This is a genomic window from Vreelandella subterranea, assembly GCF_900111305.1.
Lineage (GTDB): Bacteria > Pseudomonadota > Gammaproteobacteria > Pseudomonadales > Halomonadaceae > Vreelandella > Vreelandella subterranea.
The window spans coordinates 374,022-395,853 of sequence record NZ_FOGS01000002.1 but is presented as its reverse complement, the minus strand read 5'-3'; the positions used below and the strand labels follow the sequence as shown (position 1 = coordinate 395,853).

Annotated in this window: 30 protein-coding genes; 14 read left to right on the top strand and 16 right to left on the bottom strand. The window is 56.2% G+C overall.

Features of this window, described 5'->3' with window-relative positions; genetic code table 11:
- Nucleotides 1-326: 326 nt before the first annotated feature.
- Genes BMX75_RS04745 through BMX75_RS04705 form a run of 8 tightly spaced genes read left to right on the top strand, consistent with a single transcriptional unit; the run spans nt 327 to nt 9,113 of the window.
- On the top strand, nt 327-692 hold the full coding sequence (locus BMX75_RS04745; protein WP_233337241.1) for an NADH-quinone oxidoreductase subunit A: 366 nt from the start codon (nt 327-329) through the stop codon (nt 690-692).
- 50 nt (nt 693-742) lie between these two features.
- A complete protein-coding gene (locus BMX75_RS18390) occupies nt 743-2,629 on the top strand; it encodes a heavy metal-binding domain-containing protein (RefSeq protein ID WP_245748349.1) in 1,887 nt (628 codons plus the stop codon).
- Nucleotides 2,626-3,522, top strand: coding sequence for a complex I subunit 1/NuoH family protein (locus tag BMX75_RS04730; RefSeq protein WP_092825693.1), 897 nt, complete (start codon nt 2,626-2,628; stop codon nt 3,520-3,522). The genes BMX75_RS18390 and BMX75_RS04730 overlap by 4 nt, the downstream gene beginning before the upstream one ends.
- The gene (locus BMX75_RS04725; protein ID WP_092825691.1) at nt 3,522-4,058 is read left to right on the top strand and encodes an NADH-quinone oxidoreductase subunit J family protein; all 537 of its coding nucleotides are present in this window, start codon (nt 3,522-3,524) and stop codon (nt 4,056-4,058) included. The genes BMX75_RS04730 and BMX75_RS04725 overlap by 1 nt, the downstream gene beginning before the upstream one ends.
- Nucleotides 4,055-4,366 carry an NADH-quinone oxidoreductase subunit NuoK gene (gene nuoK / locus BMX75_RS04720; RefSeq protein WP_092825689.1) on the top strand — a complete coding sequence of 104 codons (312 nt, stop codon included), beginning with the start codon at nt 4,055-4,057 and terminating at the stop codon, nt 4,364-4,366. The genes BMX75_RS04725 and nuoK overlap by 4 nt, the downstream gene beginning before the upstream one ends.
- A complete protein-coding gene (locus tag BMX75_RS04715; protein WP_092825687.1) occupies nt 4,363-6,264 on the top strand; it encodes an NADH-quinone oxidoreductase subunit 5 family protein in 1,902 nt (633 codons plus the stop codon). Before nuoK ends, BMX75_RS04715 begins: the two co-directional genes overlap by 4 nt.
- Before the next feature lie 15 nt (nt 6,265-6,279).
- Entirely contained in the window at nt 6,280-7,749 is a 1,470-nt protein-coding gene (locus BMX75_RS04710; RefSeq protein ID WP_092825685.1) for a complex I subunit 4 family protein, read from the top strand.
- Nucleotides 7,749-9,113, top strand: coding sequence for an NADH-quinone oxidoreductase subunit N (locus BMX75_RS04705; RefSeq protein ID WP_092825683.1), 1,365 nt, complete (start codon nt 7,749-7,751; stop codon nt 9,111-9,113). The genes BMX75_RS04710 and BMX75_RS04705 overlap by 1 nt, the downstream gene beginning before the upstream one ends.
- Before the next feature lie 479 nt (nt 9,114-9,592).
- Here BMX75_RS04705 and BMX75_RS18465 read toward each other — a convergent pair whose 3' ends face one another.
- The 4 genes from BMX75_RS18465 to BMX75_RS04690 form a co-directional block, all read right to left on the bottom strand.
- Complete coding sequence (locus BMX75_RS18465) at nt 9,593-9,805, bottom strand: tyrosine-type recombinase/integrase (protein ID WP_442786520.1); 213 nt, start codon at nt 9,803-9,805, stop codon at nt 9,593-9,595.
- Nucleotides 9,806-10,255: 450 nt separating this feature from the next.
- The gene (locus tag BMX75_RS18305) at nt 10,256-11,350 is read right to left on the bottom strand and encodes an MFS transporter (RefSeq protein ID WP_479715021.1); all 1,095 of its coding nucleotides are present in this window, start codon (nt 11,348-11,350) and stop codon (nt 10,256-10,258) included.
- Nucleotides 11,260-11,643 (bottom strand): MFS transporter, encoded by a 384-nt coding sequence (locus tag BMX75_RS18460; RefSeq protein WP_245748348.1) that lies wholly within the window; start codon nt 11,641-11,643, stop codon nt 11,260-11,262. The genes BMX75_RS18305 and BMX75_RS18460 overlap by 91 nt, the downstream gene beginning before the upstream one ends.
- Before the next feature lie 33 nt (nt 11,644-11,676).
- Nucleotides 11,677-11,973 carry a metal-sensing transcriptional repressor gene (locus BMX75_RS04690; protein ID WP_092825681.1) on the bottom strand — a complete coding sequence of 99 codons (297 nt, stop codon included), beginning with the start codon at nt 11,971-11,973 and terminating at the stop codon, nt 11,677-11,679.
- A 195-nt stretch (nt 11,974-12,168) separates the two neighbouring features.
- On the opposite strand from BMX75_RS04690, the gene BMX75_RS17940 reads away from it, so the two are divergent.
- Nucleotides 12,169-12,459 carry a hypothetical protein gene (locus BMX75_RS17940; RefSeq protein ID WP_139197145.1) on the top strand — a complete coding sequence of 97 codons (291 nt, stop codon included), beginning with the start codon at nt 12,169-12,171 and terminating at the stop codon, nt 12,457-12,459.
- Between the two features lie 251 nt (nt 12,460-12,710).
- On the opposite strand, the gene BMX75_RS04675 is transcribed toward BMX75_RS17940, so the two are convergent.
- The 4 genes from BMX75_RS04675 to BMX75_RS18455 all read right to left on the bottom strand — a co-directional run bounded on the left by BMX75_RS04675 (nt 12,711) and on the right by BMX75_RS18455 (nt 13,949).
- A complete protein-coding gene (locus tag BMX75_RS04675; protein WP_092825677.1) occupies nt 12,711-12,953 on the bottom strand; it encodes a diguanylate cyclase domain-containing protein in 243 nt (80 codons plus the stop codon).
- On the bottom strand, nt 12,898-13,071 hold the full coding sequence (locus tag BMX75_RS18385; protein ID WP_139197144.1) for a PAS domain-containing protein: 174 nt from the start codon (nt 13,069-13,071) through the stop codon (nt 12,898-12,900). The genes BMX75_RS04675 and BMX75_RS18385 overlap by 56 nt, the downstream gene beginning before the upstream one ends.
- 190 nt (nt 13,072-13,261) lie before the next feature.
- On the bottom strand, nt 13,262-13,759 hold the full coding sequence (locus tag BMX75_RS04665) for a c-type cytochrome (protein ID WP_245748358.1): 498 nt from the start codon (nt 13,757-13,759) through the stop codon (nt 13,262-13,264).
- A complete protein-coding gene (locus BMX75_RS18455) occupies nt 13,725-13,949 on the bottom strand; it encodes a WD40/YVTN/BNR-like repeat-containing protein (RefSeq protein ID WP_479715020.1) in 225 nt (74 codons plus the stop codon). Before BMX75_RS18455 ends, BMX75_RS04665 begins: the two co-directional genes overlap by 35 nt.
- Nucleotides 13,950-14,054: 105 nt before the next feature.
- On the opposite strand from BMX75_RS18455, the gene tnpA reads away from it, so the two are divergent.
- Genes tnpA through BMX75_RS04640 form a run of 4 tightly spaced genes read left to right on the top strand, consistent with a single transcriptional unit; the run spans nt 14,055 to nt 16,626 of the window.
- Nucleotides 14,055-14,345, top strand: coding sequence for an IS66 family insertion sequence element accessory protein TnpA (gene tnpA / locus BMX75_RS04655; protein ID WP_085918256.1), 291 nt, complete (start codon nt 14,055-14,057; stop codon nt 14,343-14,345).
- On the top strand, nt 14,342-14,686 hold the full coding sequence (tnpB, locus tag BMX75_RS04650; RefSeq protein ID WP_085918257.1) for an IS66 family insertion sequence element accessory protein TnpB: 345 nt from the start codon (nt 14,342-14,344) through the stop codon (nt 14,684-14,686). The genes tnpA and tnpB overlap by 4 nt, the downstream gene beginning before the upstream one ends.
- A gap of 28 nt (nt 14,687-14,714) precedes the next feature.
- Entirely contained in the window at nt 14,715-16,367 is a 1,653-nt protein-coding gene (tnpC, locus tag BMX75_RS04645) for an IS66 family transposase (protein WP_175474693.1), read from the top strand.
- Entirely contained in the window at nt 16,357-16,626 is a 270-nt protein-coding gene (locus tag BMX75_RS04640; protein WP_085919999.1) for a hypothetical protein, read from the top strand. The genes tnpC and BMX75_RS04640 overlap by 11 nt, the downstream gene beginning before the upstream one ends.
- Before the next feature lie 5 nt (nt 16,627-16,631).
- On the opposite strand, the gene BMX75_RS04635 is transcribed toward BMX75_RS04640, so the two are convergent.
- The 6 genes from BMX75_RS04635 to BMX75_RS04610 all read right to left on the bottom strand — a co-directional run bounded on the left by BMX75_RS04635 (nt 16,632) and on the right by BMX75_RS04610 (nt 19,810).
- Complete coding sequence (locus BMX75_RS04635; protein ID WP_245748347.1) at nt 16,632-17,285, bottom strand: WD40/YVTN/BNR-like repeat-containing protein; 654 nt, start codon at nt 17,283-17,285, stop codon at nt 16,632-16,634.
- A gap of 23 nt (nt 17,286-17,308) precedes the next feature.
- Nucleotides 17,309-18,052, bottom strand: a complete 744-nt coding sequence (locus BMX75_RS04630; protein WP_092825671.1) for a cytochrome c biogenesis CcdA family protein — start codon at nt 18,050-18,052, stop codon at nt 17,309-17,311.
- Between the two features lie 16 nt (nt 18,053-18,068).
- Entirely contained in the window at nt 18,069-18,452 is a 384-nt protein-coding gene (locus BMX75_RS04625; RefSeq protein WP_092825669.1) for a hypothetical protein, read from the bottom strand.
- Nucleotides 18,453-18,464: 12 nt separating this feature from the next.
- On the bottom strand, nt 18,465-19,013 hold the full coding sequence (locus BMX75_RS04620) for a TlpA family protein disulfide reductase (protein ID WP_092825667.1): 549 nt from the start codon (nt 19,011-19,013) through the stop codon (nt 18,465-18,467).
- Nucleotides 19,014-19,027: 14 nt separating this feature from the next.
- Nucleotides 19,028-19,468: a DUF411 domain-containing protein gene (locus BMX75_RS04615; RefSeq protein WP_092825665.1), complete on the bottom strand. Its 441-nt coding sequence runs from the start codon at nt 19,466-19,468 to the stop codon at nt 19,028-19,030.
- A 99-nt stretch (nt 19,469-19,567) separates the two neighbouring features.
- Nucleotides 19,568-19,810 carry a hypothetical protein gene (locus BMX75_RS04610; protein WP_092825663.1) on the bottom strand — a complete coding sequence of 81 codons (243 nt, stop codon included), beginning with the start codon at nt 19,808-19,810 and terminating at the stop codon, nt 19,568-19,570.
- A 247-nt stretch (nt 19,811-20,057) separates the two neighbouring features.
- On the opposite strand from BMX75_RS04610, the gene BMX75_RS04605 reads away from it, so the two are divergent.
- The gene (locus BMX75_RS04605) at nt 20,058-20,447 is read left to right on the top strand and encodes a MerR family transcriptional regulator (protein ID WP_092825661.1); all 390 of its coding nucleotides are present in this window, start codon (nt 20,058-20,060) and stop codon (nt 20,445-20,447) included.
- Between the two features lie 39 nt (nt 20,448-20,486).
- Here the strand turns inward: BMX75_RS04605 and BMX75_RS04600 are convergent, their stop codons facing one another.
- A complete protein-coding gene (locus BMX75_RS04600; RefSeq protein ID WP_092825659.1) occupies nt 20,487-21,005 on the bottom strand; it encodes a protein-disulfide reductase DsbD domain-containing protein in 519 nt (172 codons plus the stop codon).
- A complete protein-coding gene (gene lgt / locus BMX75_RS04595) occupies nt 21,002-21,814 on the bottom strand; it encodes a prolipoprotein diacylglyceryl transferase (RefSeq protein ID WP_092825657.1) in 813 nt (270 codons plus the stop codon). The genes BMX75_RS04600 and lgt overlap by 4 nt, the downstream gene beginning before the upstream one ends.
- Nucleotides 21,815-21,832: the final 18 nt, after the last annotated feature.

Here is a 21,832-nt window from a genome sequence, read left to right as displayed (position 1 = left end):
TGGTGAGTACCACTTTGTGAATTAGGAGTGATGCCATGTGCCGATGGAAGCTGTGATGGCACTGTTTGACCAAAAACCGGATATCGACGGTACTGGTTTAGCCGGTATTGCGATTGATACACCGTGTACACCGAGGCCGCAAGACGAGCCTTACTAGGTATTCGCGTTTACGGATCAGGGACATAAACCCTCTATAATGCTATCAGTGGGGGCGGGCTATTCTCCCAGGCACGGCGCATAGCTTGCGGGTGCTCTACTATTTTTCGACTCTCGGTGGTCATCGACTTAGGTGCGGGACATGCTTGGTTGATTAATCAGGAGGTCAGATGATGACTCTTTTGGAGCAATACAGATTACTGCTGGCACTGGCGATTGGCGTCGTAGGCAGCGTTTTCTGTCTGTATTCGCTTGCCCGCGCGATAGGCCTGACACGTCAGGAGCCGGGCAAGGATGTGCCGGCGAGTTCCGGAGCTCTGTCGCGGGATCCGGTATGGGGGCGCTATCACGCCCGCTACTACGGATATGGGTTGCTGTTTCTGGCCTTTGATATGGAGATGGCGTTCATGTACCCGTGGGCAGTGGTTTACAAGGAAGTAGGGCTGGTTGCCTTGCTTGATATGGGCGTGTTTCTGGCGATTCTCTTTCTTGGCCTGCTTTACGGATGGAGCCAGGGGGCTTTCAGGCGGCAATGAGTTTTGATTCAGCAATAAACATAACGGGCGCACGACAGAAACGGCCCTCAGTGCTGCAGAAGCTGGTTTCTCGGGCCCTGGCGCGTAATCTGGGCTGTCTGATCGTTCCCGGGCCTGAGATTGCCCTGGCGCATGGTCTGGACGTGACCGCGGCAGGCATGCGAACCAGTACTACGCCTCGCGATGCAAGCGTGCTCATGATTGTTGGAGAGCTGTCGGAGAAAATGGGCGACGCCGTGGCCGTGCTCTACGCGCAGATGCCCCGGCCGCGTGCCATTCTCATCGTAGGCGGGCAGACACCGTCAACTTTACCTGGTGCCGATATTTCTGCAGGTCTCTCGCAAAAGGGACTGACCGAAGCCGTAGTTCGACTACAACGTGCATTCGCTGACGGTGCCTTTGTAGCCTCGCCGGAGGCGTTCGACGCCGATGTCCTGCACGCCAAGATTGAGTATGTCTGCCCCATGCATCCAGAAATTGTCGAGGATGAGCCGGGTAGCTGCCCCAAATGCGGCATGGACCTGGTAGCCCGAGAGGCAGGGGAGTCCACGCCCGACCACGATCATGAACACCAGCACCATGGCCACAAGCATGACCATGAGCACGAGCACGAGCATTGCCATGATCAAGATCATAAGGGCCACCATGAACATCATCATGGCCATGATCACGAGCACAGTAACGAGCACCAACAGGAACACGCGCACGAAAATGCAGCGGCCGAATATACCTGCCCAATGCACCCGGAAATCGTTCGGGACGAGCCTGGAAGCTGCCCCAAGTGCGGTATGGATCTGGTAGCCCGTGAGGACGCGGAAGATGAGGGCGCCTCAGAAGAGGGCTCCGGGCACGGCCACAATCATCAACATAGCGAATCTGACCACCACTCAGAACATGAACATTCAGGCCATGATCATGGAGAACACGATCATGGTGGGCATAAGCATGGAGGGCACGATCACGGCGCCTCGGGATTCATGTCCATGATTGAAGTCACCAAAGATCTGCCACGCAGCGCCGATGGCCTGCAGATGGATTGGCTTGAGGTGCCGTTCGGCCCAGTCTTTCCGGGCTTACCAGGCGGACTGAAATTGACGTTGACCCTTGATGGTGACGGGGTGACAGAAGGGCAGGCGACCTCCCTGGCGGGTATGACCATCGAAGTTGAAGAGGGTGAAGAAAGCGAAGAGATAGATGTCGAGACCTTCATCGACCATCTGGCCACGGCAATGCCGCTGGCGCCGGTGAGCTATCGTCTGCTGGCCTGTCTTGCGATCGAGCAAGCGGCTGGGCTGAATGACGATCAGGCGACCACTCAGGCCCGGAACGGCGGACTTGAGCGTGAGCGCATCGCCAGTCATCTTGGTTGGCTGGCGCAACTGGGGCGCCAGCTCGGATTCGCTTGGCTGACGCAGCGGGCTTCGACTCTGCAACTGCAAGTCAGAGAGGCTAACCGGTACAGGCTTGCTGAGCTGGAACCAGCGTTGCGCACATTAGGAACCCGTCTTGGACGGACGCCTTTGCTCAAATCGCGGCTGAAGGATATCGGCGAACTCTCATCAGAATTTTCTGATCTGCGCGGCCCCTTAGCACGTGCTGCCAGCGAAGGCGGAGACGCCTGGGCTCGCCTGTGGCAACGTCTGGCCGAAATAACCGCCAGTCTCGACCTTATAAAGGCGAGCAGCGAACCGGCGCTGCCATCCCTGCGCGACATTGGCGATTTATCAGGAACCGGTGAGGTAACCGTTGATACGCCCCGCGGCGAAGCCCGGTTAAGTCTGAAACTGGAGCGTGGAAAGGTGAAATCCTACAAGCTGGACACCCCCTGCAGTCACCATATCGACCTGGTCCCGAAGCTTGTTGAGGGCCAGGAGTTGGGCGATGCGCTGCTGGCAGTCGGCTCACTGGATCTTTCGCCCTGGGAGGTGATCTCGTGACCGTCGCTAGCGTTCTTCTCGCATTGCTTGGCAGCACTTGGCTGCTGGCCGTGATCGAGGGCTGGATGACCACTGGCCGCCTGAGTCCGGCGGCGCCACTTTTTAGCGGGCTGGCGCACCTCGGTCGTGAATCCATTCTCCCGCGCTCGCCAGACCGGGTGTTTTTCGAGGCAGCGCCGGTGCTTCTCCTGGTTGTGGGGGTACTTGGTATGGCGGTCCTGCCGCTGGCGCCGGACCTGATCATTGCGGACCTTGGTACTGGTGCGCTGTTCATCAACGCGGCCCTGGCCTATGTGCTGGTCGCGGTGATCATGGCGGGCTGGGGACCGGACGGCGCCTACGCGATGATCGGTGGCTGGCGCTTTCTGGGCCAGCTTATTGCCTATTCCATGCTTATTGTCATGCCGATCACGGCCGTGGCCATGCGCGCCGAATCCCTGTTGAATACCGCGATCGTTGGCTCCCAGGCGGGGCTGTGGAACATCGTCTACCAGCCCCTGGGCTTCGTGCTGTTTTTCATTGCGGCCATGGCACTGGCGTTCCGGGCCCCGTTTGATCTGCCAACCGCAGAGGGAGAGCTTGGCGGGGGCGTGGACGCCGAATACACCGGGGTGCGCCTGGCAGTGCTTCGCCTGGCCCGACTGACTCTGGTGGTTACCCTGGCTTCCGCAACCACGGTCTTCTACCTCGGCGGCTGGCATGGGCCGCTACTGCCACCTTGGGCCTGGAGTCTGGTGAAGACCCTGGCCGTGGCCGTGTCGATGTTGCTGGTCGGTCACTATCTGCCACGCATTCGCGAGGCGGATCTGATGCGGTGGTGCTGGATTCTAGGCATCCCCCTTGCACTGGTGAATATCATTGTCGTCGGCTTACTGATTCTGGTGGTTCCCTAATGTACGCACAGGCTTTTTTCGTTGCCGTTTTCGGGTTGGCTGCCATCGGCTTTGGCGTGGTGGTGTTTCGCACATCGTCCATGGTCCGTTCTGCGCTGGCTCTGTTGTTTTCGCAGACCGCCGTCGGCTGCATGTTTCTGGCGATGCAGACCGAATTTCTGGGCGTACTGCAAATCATGATGATGGCCACGGAGATGAGTATCATGGCCATCTTCATGGTGATGTTCATGATGGATCCCGGTGGGCTTGGCGGTATGGACATGAGTCACCAGAAGCGTTTCTCTATCGGTGCTGGGGTGAGTGCGGCCGTTGTTGCTATCGCCGTTGCGCTGCTGTCCGACTGGGGCCCCGCAGCAAAGCAGGTGGTGGATGCGGAAGCGCAGACACGGGCGTTGGGCATGGAGCTGCTCGGGCGCTCGATGATGATCTTTGAAACCGCTGGTATCACCATCCTGACCGCAATGATTGCGGCCACCGCGGTGGCGATTCCGGTGCAGAACCTGGCGAGTAAAAGAGCCAAGGAGGCATCGGAATGACCGCAGTTCTGATAGTAGCGCTTGTGACCGGCGCCATCCTTTTCGGTATCGGCGTCTATGGCGCACTGTCCCAGACCAATCTGGTGATGATCATGATGGGCGTGGAGCTGATGCTGGCGGGGGCCATGGTGAATCTGGTGGCTTTCTGGCGCTTTCTACATCCCGAAGCTTATTCCGGCCAGATGTTCGTGCTGGTGGTGATGACGGTTATGGCACTGGAGATGGCCGTCGGATTTGGCGTCGCCATTGCGCGCTTCCGGGTTAAGGGCTCGGTTGAGATGGAAGAAGCGGAGGACCTGAAAGGATGAATGCAGTGCTCCTGCCAATACTACCGCCGCTGATCGCCGCCCTGGCTGTGTTGTTACTGCGCCGTGGGAGTGCTGTGTTGGCCCTGGCTGGTGCGACGCTCAACCTGGCAGGCAGTCTCTGGCTGATAGCCCGGGTGGTTGACGTTCAGACCGAAACCCTACTTCTGCCTGGGCTGCCGGACATGCCACTGCGCCTGGTCGCCGGGCCGATGACCTCGCTATTGACCGTGGCAGTGGCCACGGTGGCTACATTCGTTCTGATTTATGCCGTCGGTTATATGAAGCGGGAGTCCGGCCAAGCGCGCTTCTATGCCGTGATGTCGCTGTTCCTGGCGGCCATGCAGGCACTGGTGCTGGCGGGCGACTGGATTCTGCTGCTGGCGAGCTGGGAACTGATCAGTCTGTGCAGCTACCTGCTGATCGGCTTCTGGTTCCAACGCCCCGAAGCCGCGAACGCAGCCACACGCGCTTTCCTATATACCCGCAGCGCGGATCTCGGGCTTTACGTTGCGATATTCATACTCATAGGGTCAGCAGGTACCAGTGAGATTGCCGCTTCCCTGGAAGCTGACGCTGGAGCGCCCACCATTGCCGGGCTTCTGTTGCTGCTGGCCGCCATGGGCAAGTCGGCCCAGGTTCCCCTGCAGGACTGGCTTATGCGCGCCATGGCGGGCCCGACACCGGTCTCGGCGTTGCTGCACTCGGCCACACTGGTGGCGGCGGGCGCCATTCTGCTGATCCGCTCGGCGCCACTGCTGACGCCTGAGGCACTGTTCGCTGTCGGTATTGTCGGTGGTATCACCACGGTGGCTGCCGGGGTGATTGCGCTGGCTGAACGTGATCTCAAACGTGTGCTGGCGGCTTCCACGGCCAGCCAATACGGCCTGATGCTCATCGCAGTGGGCGCGGGGGTTCCACTGGCCGCGCTGTTGCATCTGCTCGCCCATGCCGCTATTAAAAGCACCCTGTTTCTTGCCGCCGGTGACTTTCAACATGCTCGCGAGGGTACCGGTTTCGATCAGTTGAAGGGCGTTGGCCGCGCCAGGCCCTGGTCCTTTGGCGGCTTTGCACTGGCAGCGATGGCACTGGCGGGCATCCCACCACTGAGTGGGTTCTTCTCCAAGGATGCGGTGATCGCCGCCGCTCTGTCTGCGCCGGGCGCCGTCTTGCTCGGCGCTCTGGCCCTGGTCGGCACTCTGCTGACCGGCGCCTACATGGCCCGGGCTCTACGGGTGCTATGGCAGGGCTCGGGCGATACCCGGCCGGTCGAAGGTACTGGCTGGATGCGCGCTGGCATCTGGGGCCTGGCGATCCCTGCCGCTGTCCTGGGTCTGGCCTTTGGTCCCCTCGAAAAAATGCTTGATCTGGCGGCTCCGGAAACTGCGGGCATCGTCGTCATAGTGCTTGGGCTGGTCGCCGCGTTGGGTGGGCTGGCCTTGGGTTGGTTGGTGCCGGCCCAACGCCTGCTTGGCCCTGCCCATCAATGGGCAGAGTCGGGGCTGGTGGTGGCAGGCGGGCTTACTGCCTGGGTAGGTCGGCCCGCGATGGCGGTTGCCGGGGGATGTAACCGTCTGGAAAACCATCTGTACGCGGCCGCACTTGGCATTGGCGATGCTGCTCTCAGCATCGCCCGTGGGGGCGAGCGCCTGGAAAAGCGCCTGTATCAGGACGTGCTTGGCGTCGGCCGAGCAAATCTGGCGGTGGGTCGCTGGGTTCGGGGCGGTGATGAGCGCGGAATCGACGGTCTGATCTTCGCGCTGGTGGCCGCTGTGCAGGCCCTGGGCGCCCGGGCAAGATCCCTGCAAAGCGGCATGATCCACCACAGTCTGGCGATCAGCGCGGTAGCCATCGCTGTGCTTTTTGTTGTCATCCTGTTTTCAGCTTCACTGAGTTTCTAAAGGAACCCTGTACTCATGTTACCACTCGTATCCCTGACCCTCTTTCTGCCTCTCGTCGGCGCCGTGCTGATTCTGTGTCTGCCGAAACCGACGGCGCGCACGGTGCATGGCATCGCGATCGTCAGTGCCGCCCTGACGCTGGTTGGCGCTCTGGCCATGTGGCTGCAGGGGGTAAGTGGTGACGGCTTTTCCCAGGTCGAAGAGCTGGAGTGGATGCCGGTCATCGGCGCCGCCTACCGGGTCGGGGTGGATGGCATCAGCCTGCCGCTGGTGCTGCTGAGTGCCGTGCTTTTCCTGGTTTCTCTCATCTATGCGTCGTCGCTTCGCGATCGCCCGCGTGCCTATGTGGCTCTGATCCTGCTTCTTGAGACCACGGCAATCGGCACCTTTACCGCCCTGGACGGCATTCTTTTCTATGTCTTCTTCGAAGTTTCCCTGGTGTCGATGTACTTCATGATTGCCGGCTGGGGGCACGAGGACAGGCAGCGTGCCGCGCTGATGTTCTTTATCTACACCCTGCTGGGCAGCTTGCCATTATTGCTCGCGATTCTGGGGCTTTACCTCGGCAGCCCTGATCCTACCTTCGATATGCGGGCCTGGATTGCCAATCCTCCCCTGGAGGGAGCGGTGGCCATGTGGGCACTGATTGCCATGCTGATTACCTTTGCGGTCAAGATTCCTGCGATACCTTTGCATACCTGGTTACCTGCGGCCCACGTTCAGGCACCGACAGTCGGCAGTGTCATCCTGGCGGGCATCATGCTGAAGTTCGGTACTTACGGGCTGGTGCGCTTCGCCCTGCAAATGACCCCTGACGCTTTCCGCGAGGCCGGAATCGTTGTTCTATTCTTCGGCGTAGTTAGCGCAATTTACGGTGCCTTTGCCGCCCTGGCACAGACCGATCTCAAGCGCCTGGTGGCCTATACCTCAGTCAACCACATGGGCTACGTCATTGTCGGCGTCGCTGCGGCCGCGTTGACGCTGGATCCAGCGATCCGCGCCACCGCTCTGGATGGCGCCGTGCTGCAGATGTTCAGTCACGGCCTGGTCACCGGTGCCTTGTTCCTGCTGGTGGGCATGATTCAGGAGCGCACCCATACCCGCGAAATGGGGGAGTTTGGCGGCCTGCTCAAAACGGTACCGTTACTTGGCTGGTTCTTTGTGCTGGCGGCCTTCGCGTCGCTGGGTCTTCCGGGCTTGGCGCACTTCCCGGCCGAGTTCCAGATATTCCTCGCGACTCTCGGCACTGCTCCCATTGCGGTTATCGTGATTTTGGGCATTGCCATTATCGCCGGAACCTTTCTCAAGGCTCTGCGTGAAATATTTCTGGGTGAGCCCCGGGATCGCTGGAATAGAATGCCGGACCTGAGCCCACGCGAAATTCTCGCGGTGGCGCCCTTGCTGGTGCTCACCGTTGCCACTGGCGTGGCGCCATCCTGGGTGCTGGACGTCATTCACCGCACCACATCAGCACTGGTGCTGTAATGGGTCATGATCTCGCACTATTAATTCCGGAAATTGCCGTTCTGTTGACGGCTGTCGGTGCGCTGATCGCGGAGATGCTGCGCCGGCCACGAATTTCACTGGTCGTTGCCGTCATTGGACTGGTCGTCGCCACGGGGCTGACCCTGCGACTACTCGGCACAGACACCACGATATTTGGCGGCAGCTTCCGTATCGATACGTTAAGTATCTGGGCCAAGCTCATTCTGCTGCCAACTACAGTGCTTTCGATGCTGCTGGCGAGAGTTGATGTCCGGGGTAGCGCCCGCGAGGGTACGGTCTACAGCCTGCTGATTTTTTCCACCCTGGGTGCCCTGGTGCTGGCGGGAGCAGGGGACACCATGTTCCTGGTGCTGGGCACACTGCTGACCGGCCTGGCGACTTTTGCCCTGGTTGCCTACCCGGACACCGACCCGGCGACCGAAGCCGCCATGAAATTCTTCGTGTTCGCTTCGGTCACCACATCGATCATGATTTTCGGCCTGAGCTACTGGTTCGGTGCCTCTGGCTCTACGCTACTCGTCGATCTGCCGGGCATGGATACGATGCCGCTGGCTGTGATTCTTGGGTTCGTGGCTGTGGTTGTGGGTCTGGGCTATAAGGCATCACTGGTTCCGTTCCACTTCTGGGCACCCGACGCCTATGAAGGTGCACCCCTGTCAATTGCCGCCTATCTGTCGGTAGTGCCCAAAATTGGTGCCCTGTTTGCGCTGGCGCAGGTGGTTCGTGAGCTGCCCCTGGAAACTGGCTGGACGGTAGTCATGGCGGGCCTGGCCGTGCTGAGCATGACCTATGGCTATCTTGCGGCGCTGGTGCAGGACAACGTTATCCGGCTGCTGGCCTATTCATCGATTGCCCAGTCCGGCTATTTCCTTCTGGGCATCCTGGCGGTGGGCTCCAGTGAGCTTGCCTTACCATCAATCATACTGTTCGCTGCCGCGTATGTGGCCATGAACCTGGGCGCATTCTCAGTTACTGCCACCACCGGGCGCACTCTGAGTGATTTTGACGGGTTGGGGCGCACGCGACCGCTGATGGGAATCGCAATGGTGATTTTCCTGTTGTCGCTGGTCGGCATTCCGCCACTGGCCGGCTTCGTCGGTAAGTTTATGCTTTTTGCTGCAGCCATCGATGTCCAGTTTACCTGGCTGGCTGTGGTGGCAATCATTAACAGCGTGCTGTCTCTCGCGGTATATCTCCGCGTCATCGTGCCGATGTACCGGGCTGGGGAGTCGACGTCCGCGGCAACGGACCCATGGCACGGAATCGCAGTGATAACGGCGCTTGCGGCTACGCTTATCATCGGCTTCGCTGCTCAGTTTTTCCTGGTCAGGGCATTTGCTTAGTGGCGCAGGGCTACGTGCGGACGTATCTTATCTTTCCAATAAACTATGAATATCGGGAGATAACAGCGTCGTGTAGGATCAATCGCGCTATCGCAAATACCGATCTTGAGGCCGTGGACAAAAGACAGCGTCAGGCGCTAACCGATCACGGTTCGGGATGCTGACGGAAATTGACATCTAGGTCACCATGCAGAAAAAGCTGGATAAGAAAACAGTAAACGCGTGCTTTTGATCACATTTGTCCATCTGGATTACCGATATAGCATGCCAATATGTCATTGCAGCCGATGGATTTTTTGATTGGTGAGCTTTCCTGTATGTGGCCTAGGAATAAATGGATGACTGAAGCCAATTGGAGCAAGTGGTCGCATTCTTCGTTGCTCTATATGGAATTTGCTTCTGAAATTATACCAGCCTTCGCTAAAAGACCGCTTTTGGCCGGACAACGACGGCCCGAAATAGGCCGTCGTTGATCCTCATCAAACTTCTGTCTGTTCAGCCATTTCCAACGCGTCATTTACCTCTATCCCTAGATACCTGACAGTGCTTTCCAGCTTCGTGTGACCCAGGAGCAGCTGCACTGCCCTTAAGTTTTTCGTGCGACGGTATATCAGCGACGCTTTGGTGCGGCGCATCGTGTGCGTGCCATAGATTGACGCATCTAAACCTATTTCGGTGACCCAGACTTTCACGATACGGGCATATTAGCGCGTGGAGAGATGCTTTGCGCTATTGATTCGGCTAGGGAGCAAGAAGTCTTCGTTTCTGAGTTGAGCAAGCTGTATCCAGTCCATAATAGCGATACGGGTTTGCTCGGTTATTTCGAACTGGACAGGTCGATGCGTTTTTTGCTGCATCACGATGGCTCGTGGGGATATGCGTGCACCATGGGCTATATCGCGTACTCATAAATTGACGAGGTCGCAGCCCCTTAATTTGCTATCGATGGCTAAATTGAAGAGGGCAAGGTCTCTCGTCTTTTTCGCAAGTTGTAGCCGAACACGGATGGCCCAGATATCTCTGAGGCGTAGAGGTGTCTTCTGCCCAACCAACTTGCCTTTATTCCCAGGAGTAAAGGGGGGTTGAGTCGAAACGTTCATGGCAAGGTCCTCCATCGGGTGGAGATCGAAGAATGGAACATTTCACCTAAGCTTGTGCTGTGATGGCCAGTGTGCATGGTGGTCATCAATAACAAAAACGTGTCTATGCGAGCCTCGAGAATGATGGTGGGAATGGCGATGAGGTTCCGGCCCCTCCCACCCTTCATGATCGTGTTTATGGTGTTCATCGTGATAGTGAAGATGGCTATGACCTATAGGCGAGTGCTCATGCGCAATCTCTCTTGGGTCACGACGAGGCCAAGCAAGCATCGCAAGCCCTGTCGCGGTTAAAGCCAATGTCCCGAGCAAAACGAACGTTTCCGTCAGTCCCAGGTTCACCCCCAGCCAGCCAGCCAACGGATAAGTGAGCAGCCAACAGCTGTGTGACAACGAAAACTGGGCAGCAAACAGCGCAGGACGATCCTCCGGCTGGCATGAGCGCTTAAGCAAGCGACCGGTGGGCGTCATGACCAATGAGGCCCCTGCGCCCAGCAGTAACCATAGCCCGACAAGCCCCGCAAACGATGGTCCCAGCCAGCCCAGGTAGAGACTGAGTGCCATCATAACGCCACCTAGCAGCATGACTGGTCTTTCTGTCACTCGGTCCAGTATCTTGGGTAGCAGTAAGGCCACCAGCATGGAGCCCCCGCCTGCGGCAGAAAAGGCCAAAGCTACTTCTTTCTCGCCAAGTCCCAACATAGAGCGCACAAGCACGACCGTATTGACGATCTGCATCGCTCCGGCGGCTGAGACCGCCAAGTTCAATGCCAACAGCCCCCTCAGACGAGGTGTTTTTAGATAAATCCGTAAGCCGTGAGAAACGCGACGCCAAACGCCGGGAATTTCTTCTAGTGGTTGTGACTCAGGCAACATCACAGATATAGCCAAGGAAGCTGAGATCACGAACGCCAGGGCGTTGAGTACAAACAGGACATCAAAACTCATCACCATCAGCAATGCGGCTGCCACCATCGGGCTAAGCAGATTCTCTAAATCGTAGGCAAGACGTGACAGGGATGATGCTCGCGTGTACTGATCTTCGTCTTCTAGGATGTCCGGTATTGTCTCGCCTGGAAAACGGGCGTGAAGGTTGCAGAGCAAGCATTGAGTAGAAAGATTAGCAAATAGATTTGCCATACTTCTGTAACTAAAGGCAGTGCGCAAACCACGGCTGCACGCAGCAAGTCGAGGCTAACCAACAACATGCGTCGTGGCAGGCGTGAGGCGTAAGCACCCACCAGTGGCGCAATGCCCACGTAGGCGACCATCTTAATTGCCAGCGCTGTGCCTAATACGACACCCGCCTGCCCTCCAGCAAGATCATGAGCCAGTAACGCTAGGGCAACGGTGCTCAGACCGGTGCCAATCAGTGCAATGACCTGAGCGAAAAAGAGATGGCGATAGACGCGATGGGCGAGTACACCGATCATAGATCGCTCCTCAATGAGAGGGCTTAGATGCATTCACAGGTAGCGGGCGATGGCCTTAAAATCCCTGACGTGCTCACGCTGAGTCGCCGTTAAGGGACCTATCGCCTCCTCCATGCAGTGGTCGATATGGTCTTGCACCAAGGTTTTTTTGGCCTGTTGAATGGCCTTTTCGACGGCGTGCAGCTGCTGAGCAATGTCCAGGCAGGCGCGGCTGTCCTCTATCATCTGAGTCACGCTTTGCAGATGTCCGCGTGCGCGGTTCAGGCGCTTGATGATATCTGGGTGCGTCTGGTGCGTCTGGTGCGTCGTTTGGTGGTTAGACGTTGTCATATTTTCCTCTTATTTGTTCCCATCCCCCTGGAGGGGATGTTAGGCTATTCGCCGTGTGATTGCCAGCAGTAGCGGTTCAATGGCTGAGAATGCACGCCGGTTACCGATTAAATGTGGGTAGTTTTTATGCTCCTTTACGTACGACACCGCCTTGGTTGCCTAATATTACTGCTGTTGGTCATGCAGGGGCTGGTTGTGTCTGGCGTGGGAGAAGCCCTGGTCCACGGGCCGGAAACCGCTGCTGACACAGGCCATTCGCATGGTGCTGTTAGTCACCAACCCAGCAGCCACCATGCAGAGGGGCGCGAGCAGGCAGCAGAATACAGCCCGCTGCATGTAGATGGCGGCAGTCACTTTCACGAATCGGCTGATCGACTGGCGATGAGCCCCTTGCCCGAGCCGATACTGGCAAGCTCCCTTCGATTGGGCGAGCGGGGTGGCTCCCCGTTGCGCCGCATGTTCCGCCTGGAACGCCCTCCACGTTGATCCATCGCGGTATAGCGTCGGTTGCCCGCCGGGTAGCCCTGATGGATTAAAAAATACTTGGAGGCTATATGTTGCCATCTATACAAGGTGGGACGTTCGATGTGTCTGGAAAGGCACGGCGATGTTACCTGCCTGTCATAACGTTATTGTTGGTGCTGTTGAGCACCAGTGGGGATGTCCTGGCCCATGCGGTCGCCGAAGGCGACAAGGGATATATTCAGGAGACGACGTCACCCCCAGATTGAGTAGCGCTATACTTTAGAGTCCGATCCTAACCCGTCATTGACCGTTTTAAATCCATCCAGGTCAAGATGCATGACAACCAGCAATTTACCGTTCTGTTGTGCATCCGAGAAGGCTTCATTCAGGCAGTCATCAAAAGCGGTATGGTTAGGCAGCCCGGTCAGAAGGTCGTGTGAAGCCTGGTAGGTCAACTTGCTAATGTTGGTGAGTGATATCTTTTGCAATGCCAAAAACACCCAGCGTTTCGCCATAAACAATGATCGGCATGGTCGTCAACTCCAGAGACTTCAGATGCCCTTCTCGATGCTTTATCTGTAGCTCCACACAGTTTGACTGGCCGTCCAGAGTCGCGTCATAGATGGCCTGCATGCGTTCGACATCCTGGGGCTGCAGCAACGTCGAAAATGTTTTCCTTGAACTTCATTGCTGATGCTGCACTTATTGGTTGAATTCAGGAATGGGTTGACGTAGGAGGCCCTTTTGGAATCTGGGATATTTATGTACCAAACTAATTTACCAACTTTTAACCACTCAGTCTCGTTATAGTGCCTAGTGCCTATCATTCTAGGGTTATCTCAGATTGTATTGGAAAGGGGTTATCAACACTTTCGTCTGCTTGGTGGTGCCGTTGCTCTTGCGTCCATAATGTCTTGAGATAATTCACAACATCGCGTATCTCGCTGGGAGCCAAAACATCTTGGTATGCAGGCATCGTTAGCCTATCGGTCTTATTCCAGGGGTCGCGCCAACCCTCGGCAATAATTCGGTAGAGCATGCCATCAGAATGTTTCCAAGTATGCCCCTCTGGACCATGTGGTGGAGCTGGCAATTCCCCTAGTGCATTTTGCTCTTCCCAATTGGACATGCCTTCGCCTTGTATACCATGACAACTGGCACAGTATTGCCGGTAAACTCTTTTACCTTCTTCCAACTTAGGCGTATCGCCTGAAGAAGGACTGTCCTCAGCCATGGCGTGCCCTAGAACATTTAACGCCAGCAATGAGGCAATGAAAAAACAGTGTTTATGCACCAGGATCAGTCCAGGATTGGCCTTCATCTTCACTGTGCAAAAGCTCCCCTTTCTGATTTAAGCCGTAGAGAATGCCTTGGGGTGAAAGAGTAAGCGTCACCAACACGGTGCCGTCACTATCTACTTGTTGCCACTCTTGACCCCCATTTTCGCTACGCCATAGGCCCTGCTGCGTAGACACATAGACTCGCTCTGGGCCGTCAAGTTTATAAGCCACATCATAGATGCTGCCCGCATGTAAGCGTTCATTCCAGGACGTCCTGCCACCCCGCTGAAAATCGCCCTACAGTAACCTCATATTTTCCAACACGAGGTTACCCCCATGAAAAAGCACCGTACGCCGGAACAGTGGCAGGCCCTGGTTGATCAGCAGCACGCCAGCGGCTTGTCAGCTCCGCAATTTTGTAAACAAGAGAGCATTGGCTATGCCAGCTTCTGCCACTGGCGCAAGCGTTTGTCCGGCCCCTCGGCCAAGGAGTCGGCAGGATCCGGTGACGCCAGCTTTCTGGATTTGTCATCGCTGATGGGGACGTCGCAAACCTCTGGCCCAGGCTGGAACATTGTGCTTAGCCTCGGCAACGGCGTCGAACTGCGGCTGAGCCAGAACGGATGATCGGGCTCGATAGCCAGGCGCGCATCTGGCTGTGCACCGAGCCCACCGACATGCGCAAATCGTTCCGGGGTTTGAGTGCCCTGGTCCGGAATCAGCTCCAACACGATCCACTCAGCGGTCAGTATTTCGTCTTCGTCAATCGCCGCAAGACCCAGATGAAGATGCTGTATTTTACCGCCACCGGTTATTGCCTGTGGGCCAAACGCCTGGAGCAGGGGCAGTTCCGGGTGCCGTTGTCCGCCTCCGGTCAGCGAGCCCTTACCCTGACGGATCTGCAACTGCTGATCGATGGCATCGAAGTGCAAAAATACCGCCAGTTCAAGCGTTTTCGAGGGGTATAGACGGTCAGCTTCCGGTATAATATTGGCCATGAATTCAACGGCCTTCACTCCTTCTTCTAACGCGCCTTCCTCCTCGGCTCTAGCCGAGGAGAATGCCGTGTTGCGGGAGCAGTTGGGTGCCCAGGCGGAGGCCATTCGTCAGCTGACGCATCAACTGGACTGGTTCAAGAAACAGCTGTTCGGCCCCAAATCCGAGAAGCTGGTTTATGATATTCCGGAACAGGACTGCCTGTTCCCGTCAGAGGATGCCCCGTTACCGAAGAAGCCTGCCGACGATGAACCACGTCCGGTTCGGGCTTATCAACGCGGTACCGCCAAGAAACAGCGGGACGACGACTGCCTGAACGACACCGGCCTGCGCTTCACCGCGGATGTGCCCGTAGAAGTCATCGAGCATCTACCGCCGGAGCTGACCGGTCCTGATGCCGATCAGTATGACATCATCGGCACCAAGATCACCTACCGCCTGGCCCAGCGGGCCGCCAGTTATGTGGTGCTCAAGTGCGAGCGCCCGGTGTTCCGACGCAAAGGAACCGGGAAGCCGGTGACGACGAGGGCGCCGTTCAACGTACTGGACAACAGCCTAGCCGATGTCAGCCTGCTAGCCGGGCTGTTGGTGGATAAGTTCCAGTTCCACCTGCCGTTGTATCGCCAACATCAGCGCATCCAGCAGGCCGGTGTCACCGTCAGTCGCAGCACCCTGACCCATCTGGTCAAGCGCGCCATCGACCTGCTTCGGCCGATTGTGGATGCGCAGACCGACAACGTGCTGCGCAGCCGGGTACTGGCCATGGATGAAACGCCCATCAAGGCCGGTCACCAAGGTCGGGCGGGCCCACAAAAAGGCAAGATGAAATCCGGCTGGTTCTGGCCGCTATACGGCGATGCGGACGAGGTGGTGTTCACCTACTCGAACAGCCGTGGGCGTGCCCACATCGAACAGGTCCTAAGCGAGTCGTTCAGCGGCACCCTGATCAGTGACGGCTATGCGGCCTATGCCCGCTACGCTGCCGCCCAGGAAAACGTCACCCATGCCCAGTGCTGGGTGCACGCCCGGCGTTACTTTATCGACGCCCAGAAGGATCACCCGGAGCAGGTCACCGAGGCCTTACAACAAATCGCCAACCTGTACCGGAACGAAGATAATATCCGCGCCCAGAACCTGAGTGGCGAGAAGAAACGGCAGTACCGGTTGGCTCACTCGAAGCCAGTCGTTAGCGACTTCTTCCAGTGGTGCCGGGATCACCTGGAGCAAGGCGGCCTGGTGCCCAGCGATCCACTGACCAAAGCCCTTAACTACGTGCTCAGCCGCGAAGCCAGCCTGACCGTGTTCCTGGAAGATCCCGAGGTGCAGCCAGACACCAACCACCTGGAACGGGCGCTACGCCCCATCCCAATGGGCAAGAAAAACTGGATGTTCTGCTGGACCGAACTGGGGGCGGAGCACCTGGGTATCATCCAGAGCCTGATCAGCACCTGCAAACTGCACGACCTGAATCCATATACCTACCTGGTGGACGTGTTGCAACGCATCAGTCAACACCCGGCCAGTGAGGCGGCGAATCTGACGCCGCGGCTCTGGAAAACCCGGTTCGCCGAGAACCCGTTACGGGCACTGATCGACCCACGTCATCCTGACCGACAGAACACACCACTGGAGGCCACCGTTCATGCGCATTGACGACATGAGCATCGACCAGTTGCTGGAACTGAACAGAGTCATCTGCCAACGAATCGATGAGCTGCGGGACCAGGAAAATCTGCAGGCGCTGAGCCAGTTGCGAGTGGGCCTGAAAGTGACCTTCGAGGGCCGGGAAGGACCGTTACTGGGGATCGTCACCAAGATCAACCGCAAGAGCGTGATCGTGTTAGCCGAGGACGGCACCAAACAATACAAGGTCTCGCCGGAGTTGTTAAGGCCTCTCCGCAACGTGAAGTAAGTCAACTACGTCCTGGAATGAACGCTTACGCCCGCATCAAGTTCTCCGGTCGGTCTCCAGCCGCAAAAGCAGTCCATCGATAGACGCACCGCATCGCTCGATACCGCGTAGAGCCAGCCGGTCTGCATGCTGCCGTCCATGTCGGAGTGGACGAGTCGGTTAACCTTTTGTGAAGGGCCGCTGTCCATTTTCTTCCAGGCGCTGCCGGCATCTTCGCTTTGGTAGATGCCTTCGTTTGCGACTACCGCATAAAGTGTTTCGCCCTGGCGGCGATGCGCAGTTAGCGCAGTTACCTCACGGTTAGGTAGGTTAGCGCTGAGCTCTTGCCAGGTGTCACCATCATCGGTGCTACGCTGCACCCCAATTGAGGTGCCTGCAATATAGAGCGTTTGCGGGTCAGTGGAGGGTACCGATACCGCTAGCAACTGGCCTTCGTCCATGTCTTCGGGCAGGGGAATCGCATTCCAAGCCATACCTTCATCGGTACGCTGGAATAGCTGGTTGGCCTCAATCTTAAGCAGTCGTTTGCCAGCTACGTCATAATGCAGTGAAAGTAACCCTTCTTCGGTTGCCAAGGCCGTACTGGCGAAGCCAAAGCTGACTGCAGCCAAGCCTGCCCGTAAACAGACATGCAAGAAACGCCTTACGAAGTTGCGCATTTCAATATTTCCTTAAAGAATAATTAGCCGATAACGCCTAGGGCAGGGAAGGTGCGCAATAACCAATATGACAGCTCGGATAGTTTGCCTGTGATCATTAAGCTTCCCATTAGGATCATGATCAACCCAGCCGCTATATGTATAAAACGCCCCCAGCGGCGCAGGAATTTCTGGTGCTTTATGAAGCGATCAAGCGAAATAGCACTCAGCATGAAGGGCACGCCTAAACCCAGAGAATAAACACCGAGCAACACCATGCCGCTCCAGACGTTGGCCGTGGACGCGCTGACAGTAAGAATGGCACCCAGGATCGGGCCAATGCAGGGAGTCCAGCCAAATGCAAACGCTAAACCAAGTAGGTAAGCCGCACTGCGGCTCCCGCCGACGTCTTTCAGTCGGCCCATAAACCGACATTCTTGCTGAAACCAGCGCCATGGCATGAGCCCGGTCATGAAGGCGCCAAACAGGATAACGATAACGCCACCGATCAGGTTTGCCTCTTGGCGATACACCAACAGTAGACGACCAATGGCGGTGGCACTGGCTCCCAGCATCAAAAAAACGGTTGAAAAACCGAGCACGAACCATATCGACTGAGTTAGCACCCGGAGACGCTCTCGTCTATCCGCCTCCTGTAACTGCCCGAGCGAGCGGCCGGTCATGAAAGAAAGATAGCCGGGCACAAGTGGCAAAACACAGGGCGAAATGAACGAGATCAGGCCTGCCAGAAAGGCAGTGACCAGTCCTATATTGGCTACTTCAAGCATTATCCTTTACCCATGGCTAGGCTTGGAGTTTTGATGAGGACTGCTTGATTGACTCGCTTTGATCTACTATCTGGCGAGTGTTGGGCGCTGTGCCGGCATTCACTTCAGAAGCGTCTTCTAACCGGGCCTGAACATTGGTAGCGTCGCTTTGTTCGGTAGCTTCACCTTTTTTGTCTTTACACTTCATCATGCATAGGCCTAATCCGCACATAATAAGACATGGCAATAGGCTCAATAGAATAGGCGCGATGCCGAGCATGACCAGGTTATCCCAGCCAAAAGCAAGGCCGCCAGCCACTGCCACACCACCCAACAACATCAGGCCACGTGGACCTGTCAACAGGCCTTGTAACCCCGATTTTTGTTTGCTCTGTTGGGTTTTGTCGTCACAACAACTCATGGTGCTACCTCATTATCTGGTTGCAATCATTTCAGTAAGAAAGTTGATCATGTCTTGAGTGTTCCACTCGGCTTCCCCCACGAGGCGCCCAATTTCTTTGCCTTGGCGGTCAAGTAGAAGCGTTGTAGGAATACCGATAGCCCCAAGATCTGCACTAGCCATCCCGGTTTTATCTATATAGGGAGCCAGATGCTCAATGCCGATCTCTTGATAAAATTCATTAACAATCTCGATCCCCTTACGGTCGATCGATAAGGCGACCACTTCAAAATTATCGCTGACAAGCTCAGCCTGGAGGGCATCTAAAGTGGGCATTTCCTCTCGACAAGGCCCACACCACGTTGCCCAGATGTTGAGTAGAATCAGTTTTCCTTCAAACTCAGCCAACGTTAAAGGGGCGCCGTCGCTATCCTCGAAATGTATTTCTGAAACCTCTTTGGGCTGGGCCCAAATAAGAAACCCTTGTGGCCCTGAGCTTTCTGACGGGGCGGCCATGGCAAGGGGTGTGGCAGTCGTCAGAAATACGGCTACGAGATGTCCTGCCAGGATGGGTAGTTTCATCGCCACACTATCCCTTAGTGAGTCGCGTAAATGTCGGGGCTATCGGTCGGTTGCGAGGCTATGGCATAGACCTCCAGCGGGCCGCGTTTTTCTCCCGACATGCCCGGTGAGCCAAGCGGCATCCCCGGCACGCTCAACCCAATGATAGAGGGCTGGTCATCAAGCACTTGGGTCACGCTCTCAACAGGTACATGTCCTTCGAAGAGATAGTCTCCTACGACAGTGGTATGGCAACCATGCAGTTCTTCAGGGACATTATACTCGGCTTTCATTTCAACAAGGTCATGGGTGTCGACCGTCTCCACGTTGAAGCCATTTTGTTCCAAATACTTGGCATATTCGGCACAACACCCGCAATTAGGATTTTTGTAGAGGGTCGCTGATATATCAGCCGCCAATCCCGATACGGGAAAAGCCAGTAAAGACGTAATGGCTAGCGCTTTCCAAAGTTTCATATTTTGAGTATCCGGTTAGTTAACAGGGTAGGAGGTCTGGTTGACGCTACCTGCACAAGAAAAAGATTGCTTGCGAACAAGCAACCCTTGCGAGTCGCTTTAAGCGTCGTCTTTCTCATGTCCTTGCTGCATGTTTTCCATCATGGCGTTACATTTTTCCATCATGGCGCTCATATCGCCCATCATGTCGTGCATGCCGCCTTCTTGCATCATTTTGCTATGCATGTCATTGCCTTCCATCACCTCCTGCTGATTATCTTCTTGGGCAAGAAGCGAGCCAGCTCCGAAGCTACTGGCAACGATAACGGCGGTAAACAGGATCGCAGTATTACGTTTACGCATGACACTCTCCTATCAATGTGAATCACTCTGCCACGTCGGTAAGTGACAAGGTTGGACGCAATTTTTAACAAATGAAAAATTGCTCTTTGACGATAGCTTTAAAGTTGGCTTTAAGGTCAAGCCCTTATTTTAAATTTCAGCGCATCTGAAGCTGATATGCCCCATTCAGCGGCGAAATTGCTTTCTTGACCTATGGGCAACCTTACGGTTGTAGGCTGAAACAAAGTGATCAAGAGAGGACAAGATTATGCGAGTCATCGAGCTGGCTCGGGCTGGCGGCGTAACGGCAGAAACAGTTCGTCACTACACAAGAGAGGGGCTGCTACAACCGCGCCGTAATCCGCACAATGGCTACCAACTTTTCGAAACGGAATCCCTAGGTCGCTTACGTTTCATCGACTGTCTGCGTTCACTGGGTGTGAGCCTTCCAGAGATCAAGCAAATATTATCTTGGGCGGATCAAGACACTGTAGAGTTTATTGAGCCAGTACCACTGACCTCTCAGCGGCAACGACTTCACTTGCGGGCTCAAGAGTTCCATATAATAGCGCAATGGCTGGACAGCATGAATCAAGACACAATGACAGAAAGCCCCAGCTTGAAGGAGTTGATCCAATCGCTGGGGACTGATGATTAGATATCTTAACTATAATCAATAGGGTCCATTTGCGTCCCCTTATGGTGTTTCTGGTGAGGTGGGAGCAAATATTGCGGGTGTCGAGCCGTGTTGTGCGTTTAGCTCAACTCTTTCAGGTGGATAGCAAAGCCCCTGATCAGAACAGCCTTGAAACGTCATCTCAATTGCCAATAACACATTGTCGGCGGCGTTGCTCTCAATGGGCGCGCTGACCACTACTTGGTCGTAAAAAACATAAATTTCACCTAGCGAGGCGTGCATCATGAGTACACCAGGAGGCAACGCCAGCTCACCGAAACTGACACCGGGAGAAAGGCTCTCAAGCGCGAACTGATGCCGATGAAGGTAATAATTTTCGGCGACAGTGAAGCCGATATAAATCCGGTCATCGTCCCGCCAGGCAGTGGTTCGAAAGGCTTCTTTAGCCGGTAGGTAGTCACGTTGGGTCGTACTGCTAAAGGGTGAGCTGTTGTCACCCACCAAAGACATGTCTTCACGTGCGGCTACCGGTGTGACGATAAAGAGTGCCATCGTTAGAAAAGCGACAATTGGGTTCATGAGTTTAACGCAGCCTTTGGCTTATCTACTGGCTGGCGTCTGGACCAGGCGACCAGGGCAAAGCCTGCGATGAGCATCGGTAGTGTCAATAGCTGCCCCATGGTCAACCAGCCAAAGGCAATGAACCCCAGCTGTGGGTCCGGGAGGCGTGCGAACTCCACCGTAAAGCGGAAGGCTCCGTACAGAAGCAGGAAAAGCCCCGAAATCAGCCCCCTATGGCGCGGCCGGCGCGATAGCCACCACAGCACGGCAAACAACACGATGCCTTCAAGAGCGAACTCGTAAAGCGCCGAGGGATGGCGTGGCTCTGAGCCGAGCCCCATCATGGGAGGGAATACCATGGCCCACGGAACGTCGCTGATACGCCCCGGTAACTCGTGATTGATGAAGTTTCCGAGGCGACCCGCCCCCAGGCCGATGGGGACTAACGGAGCAATAAAGTCGGTCAGTTGTATAAAAGCCAGTTGATGTTTGCGAGCAAACAGCCAGGCAGCCACTAATACACCGGTAAGGCCGCCATGAAAACTCATGCCTCCTTCCCAGATTTTTAATAACCAAAGGGGGTTGGCCTGCAGCTGTTCGAGCCCGTAAAACAGCGCATAGCCCAGGCGGCCGCCAACGATGATGCCGATAGCCCCATAGAAGATCAGGTCGCCCATATCATCATGGCTTAGGCCGAGTCGGTGGGCGCGACGCCGACCCAACCACCAGGCGGCAACTAGCCCGATGACATACATCAAGCCATACCAGTGGATCTGAAGAGGGCCTATGGCGATGGCAATCGGATCGATTTGAGGATATTGCAGCATAGTCTTCCTTAAATGGTC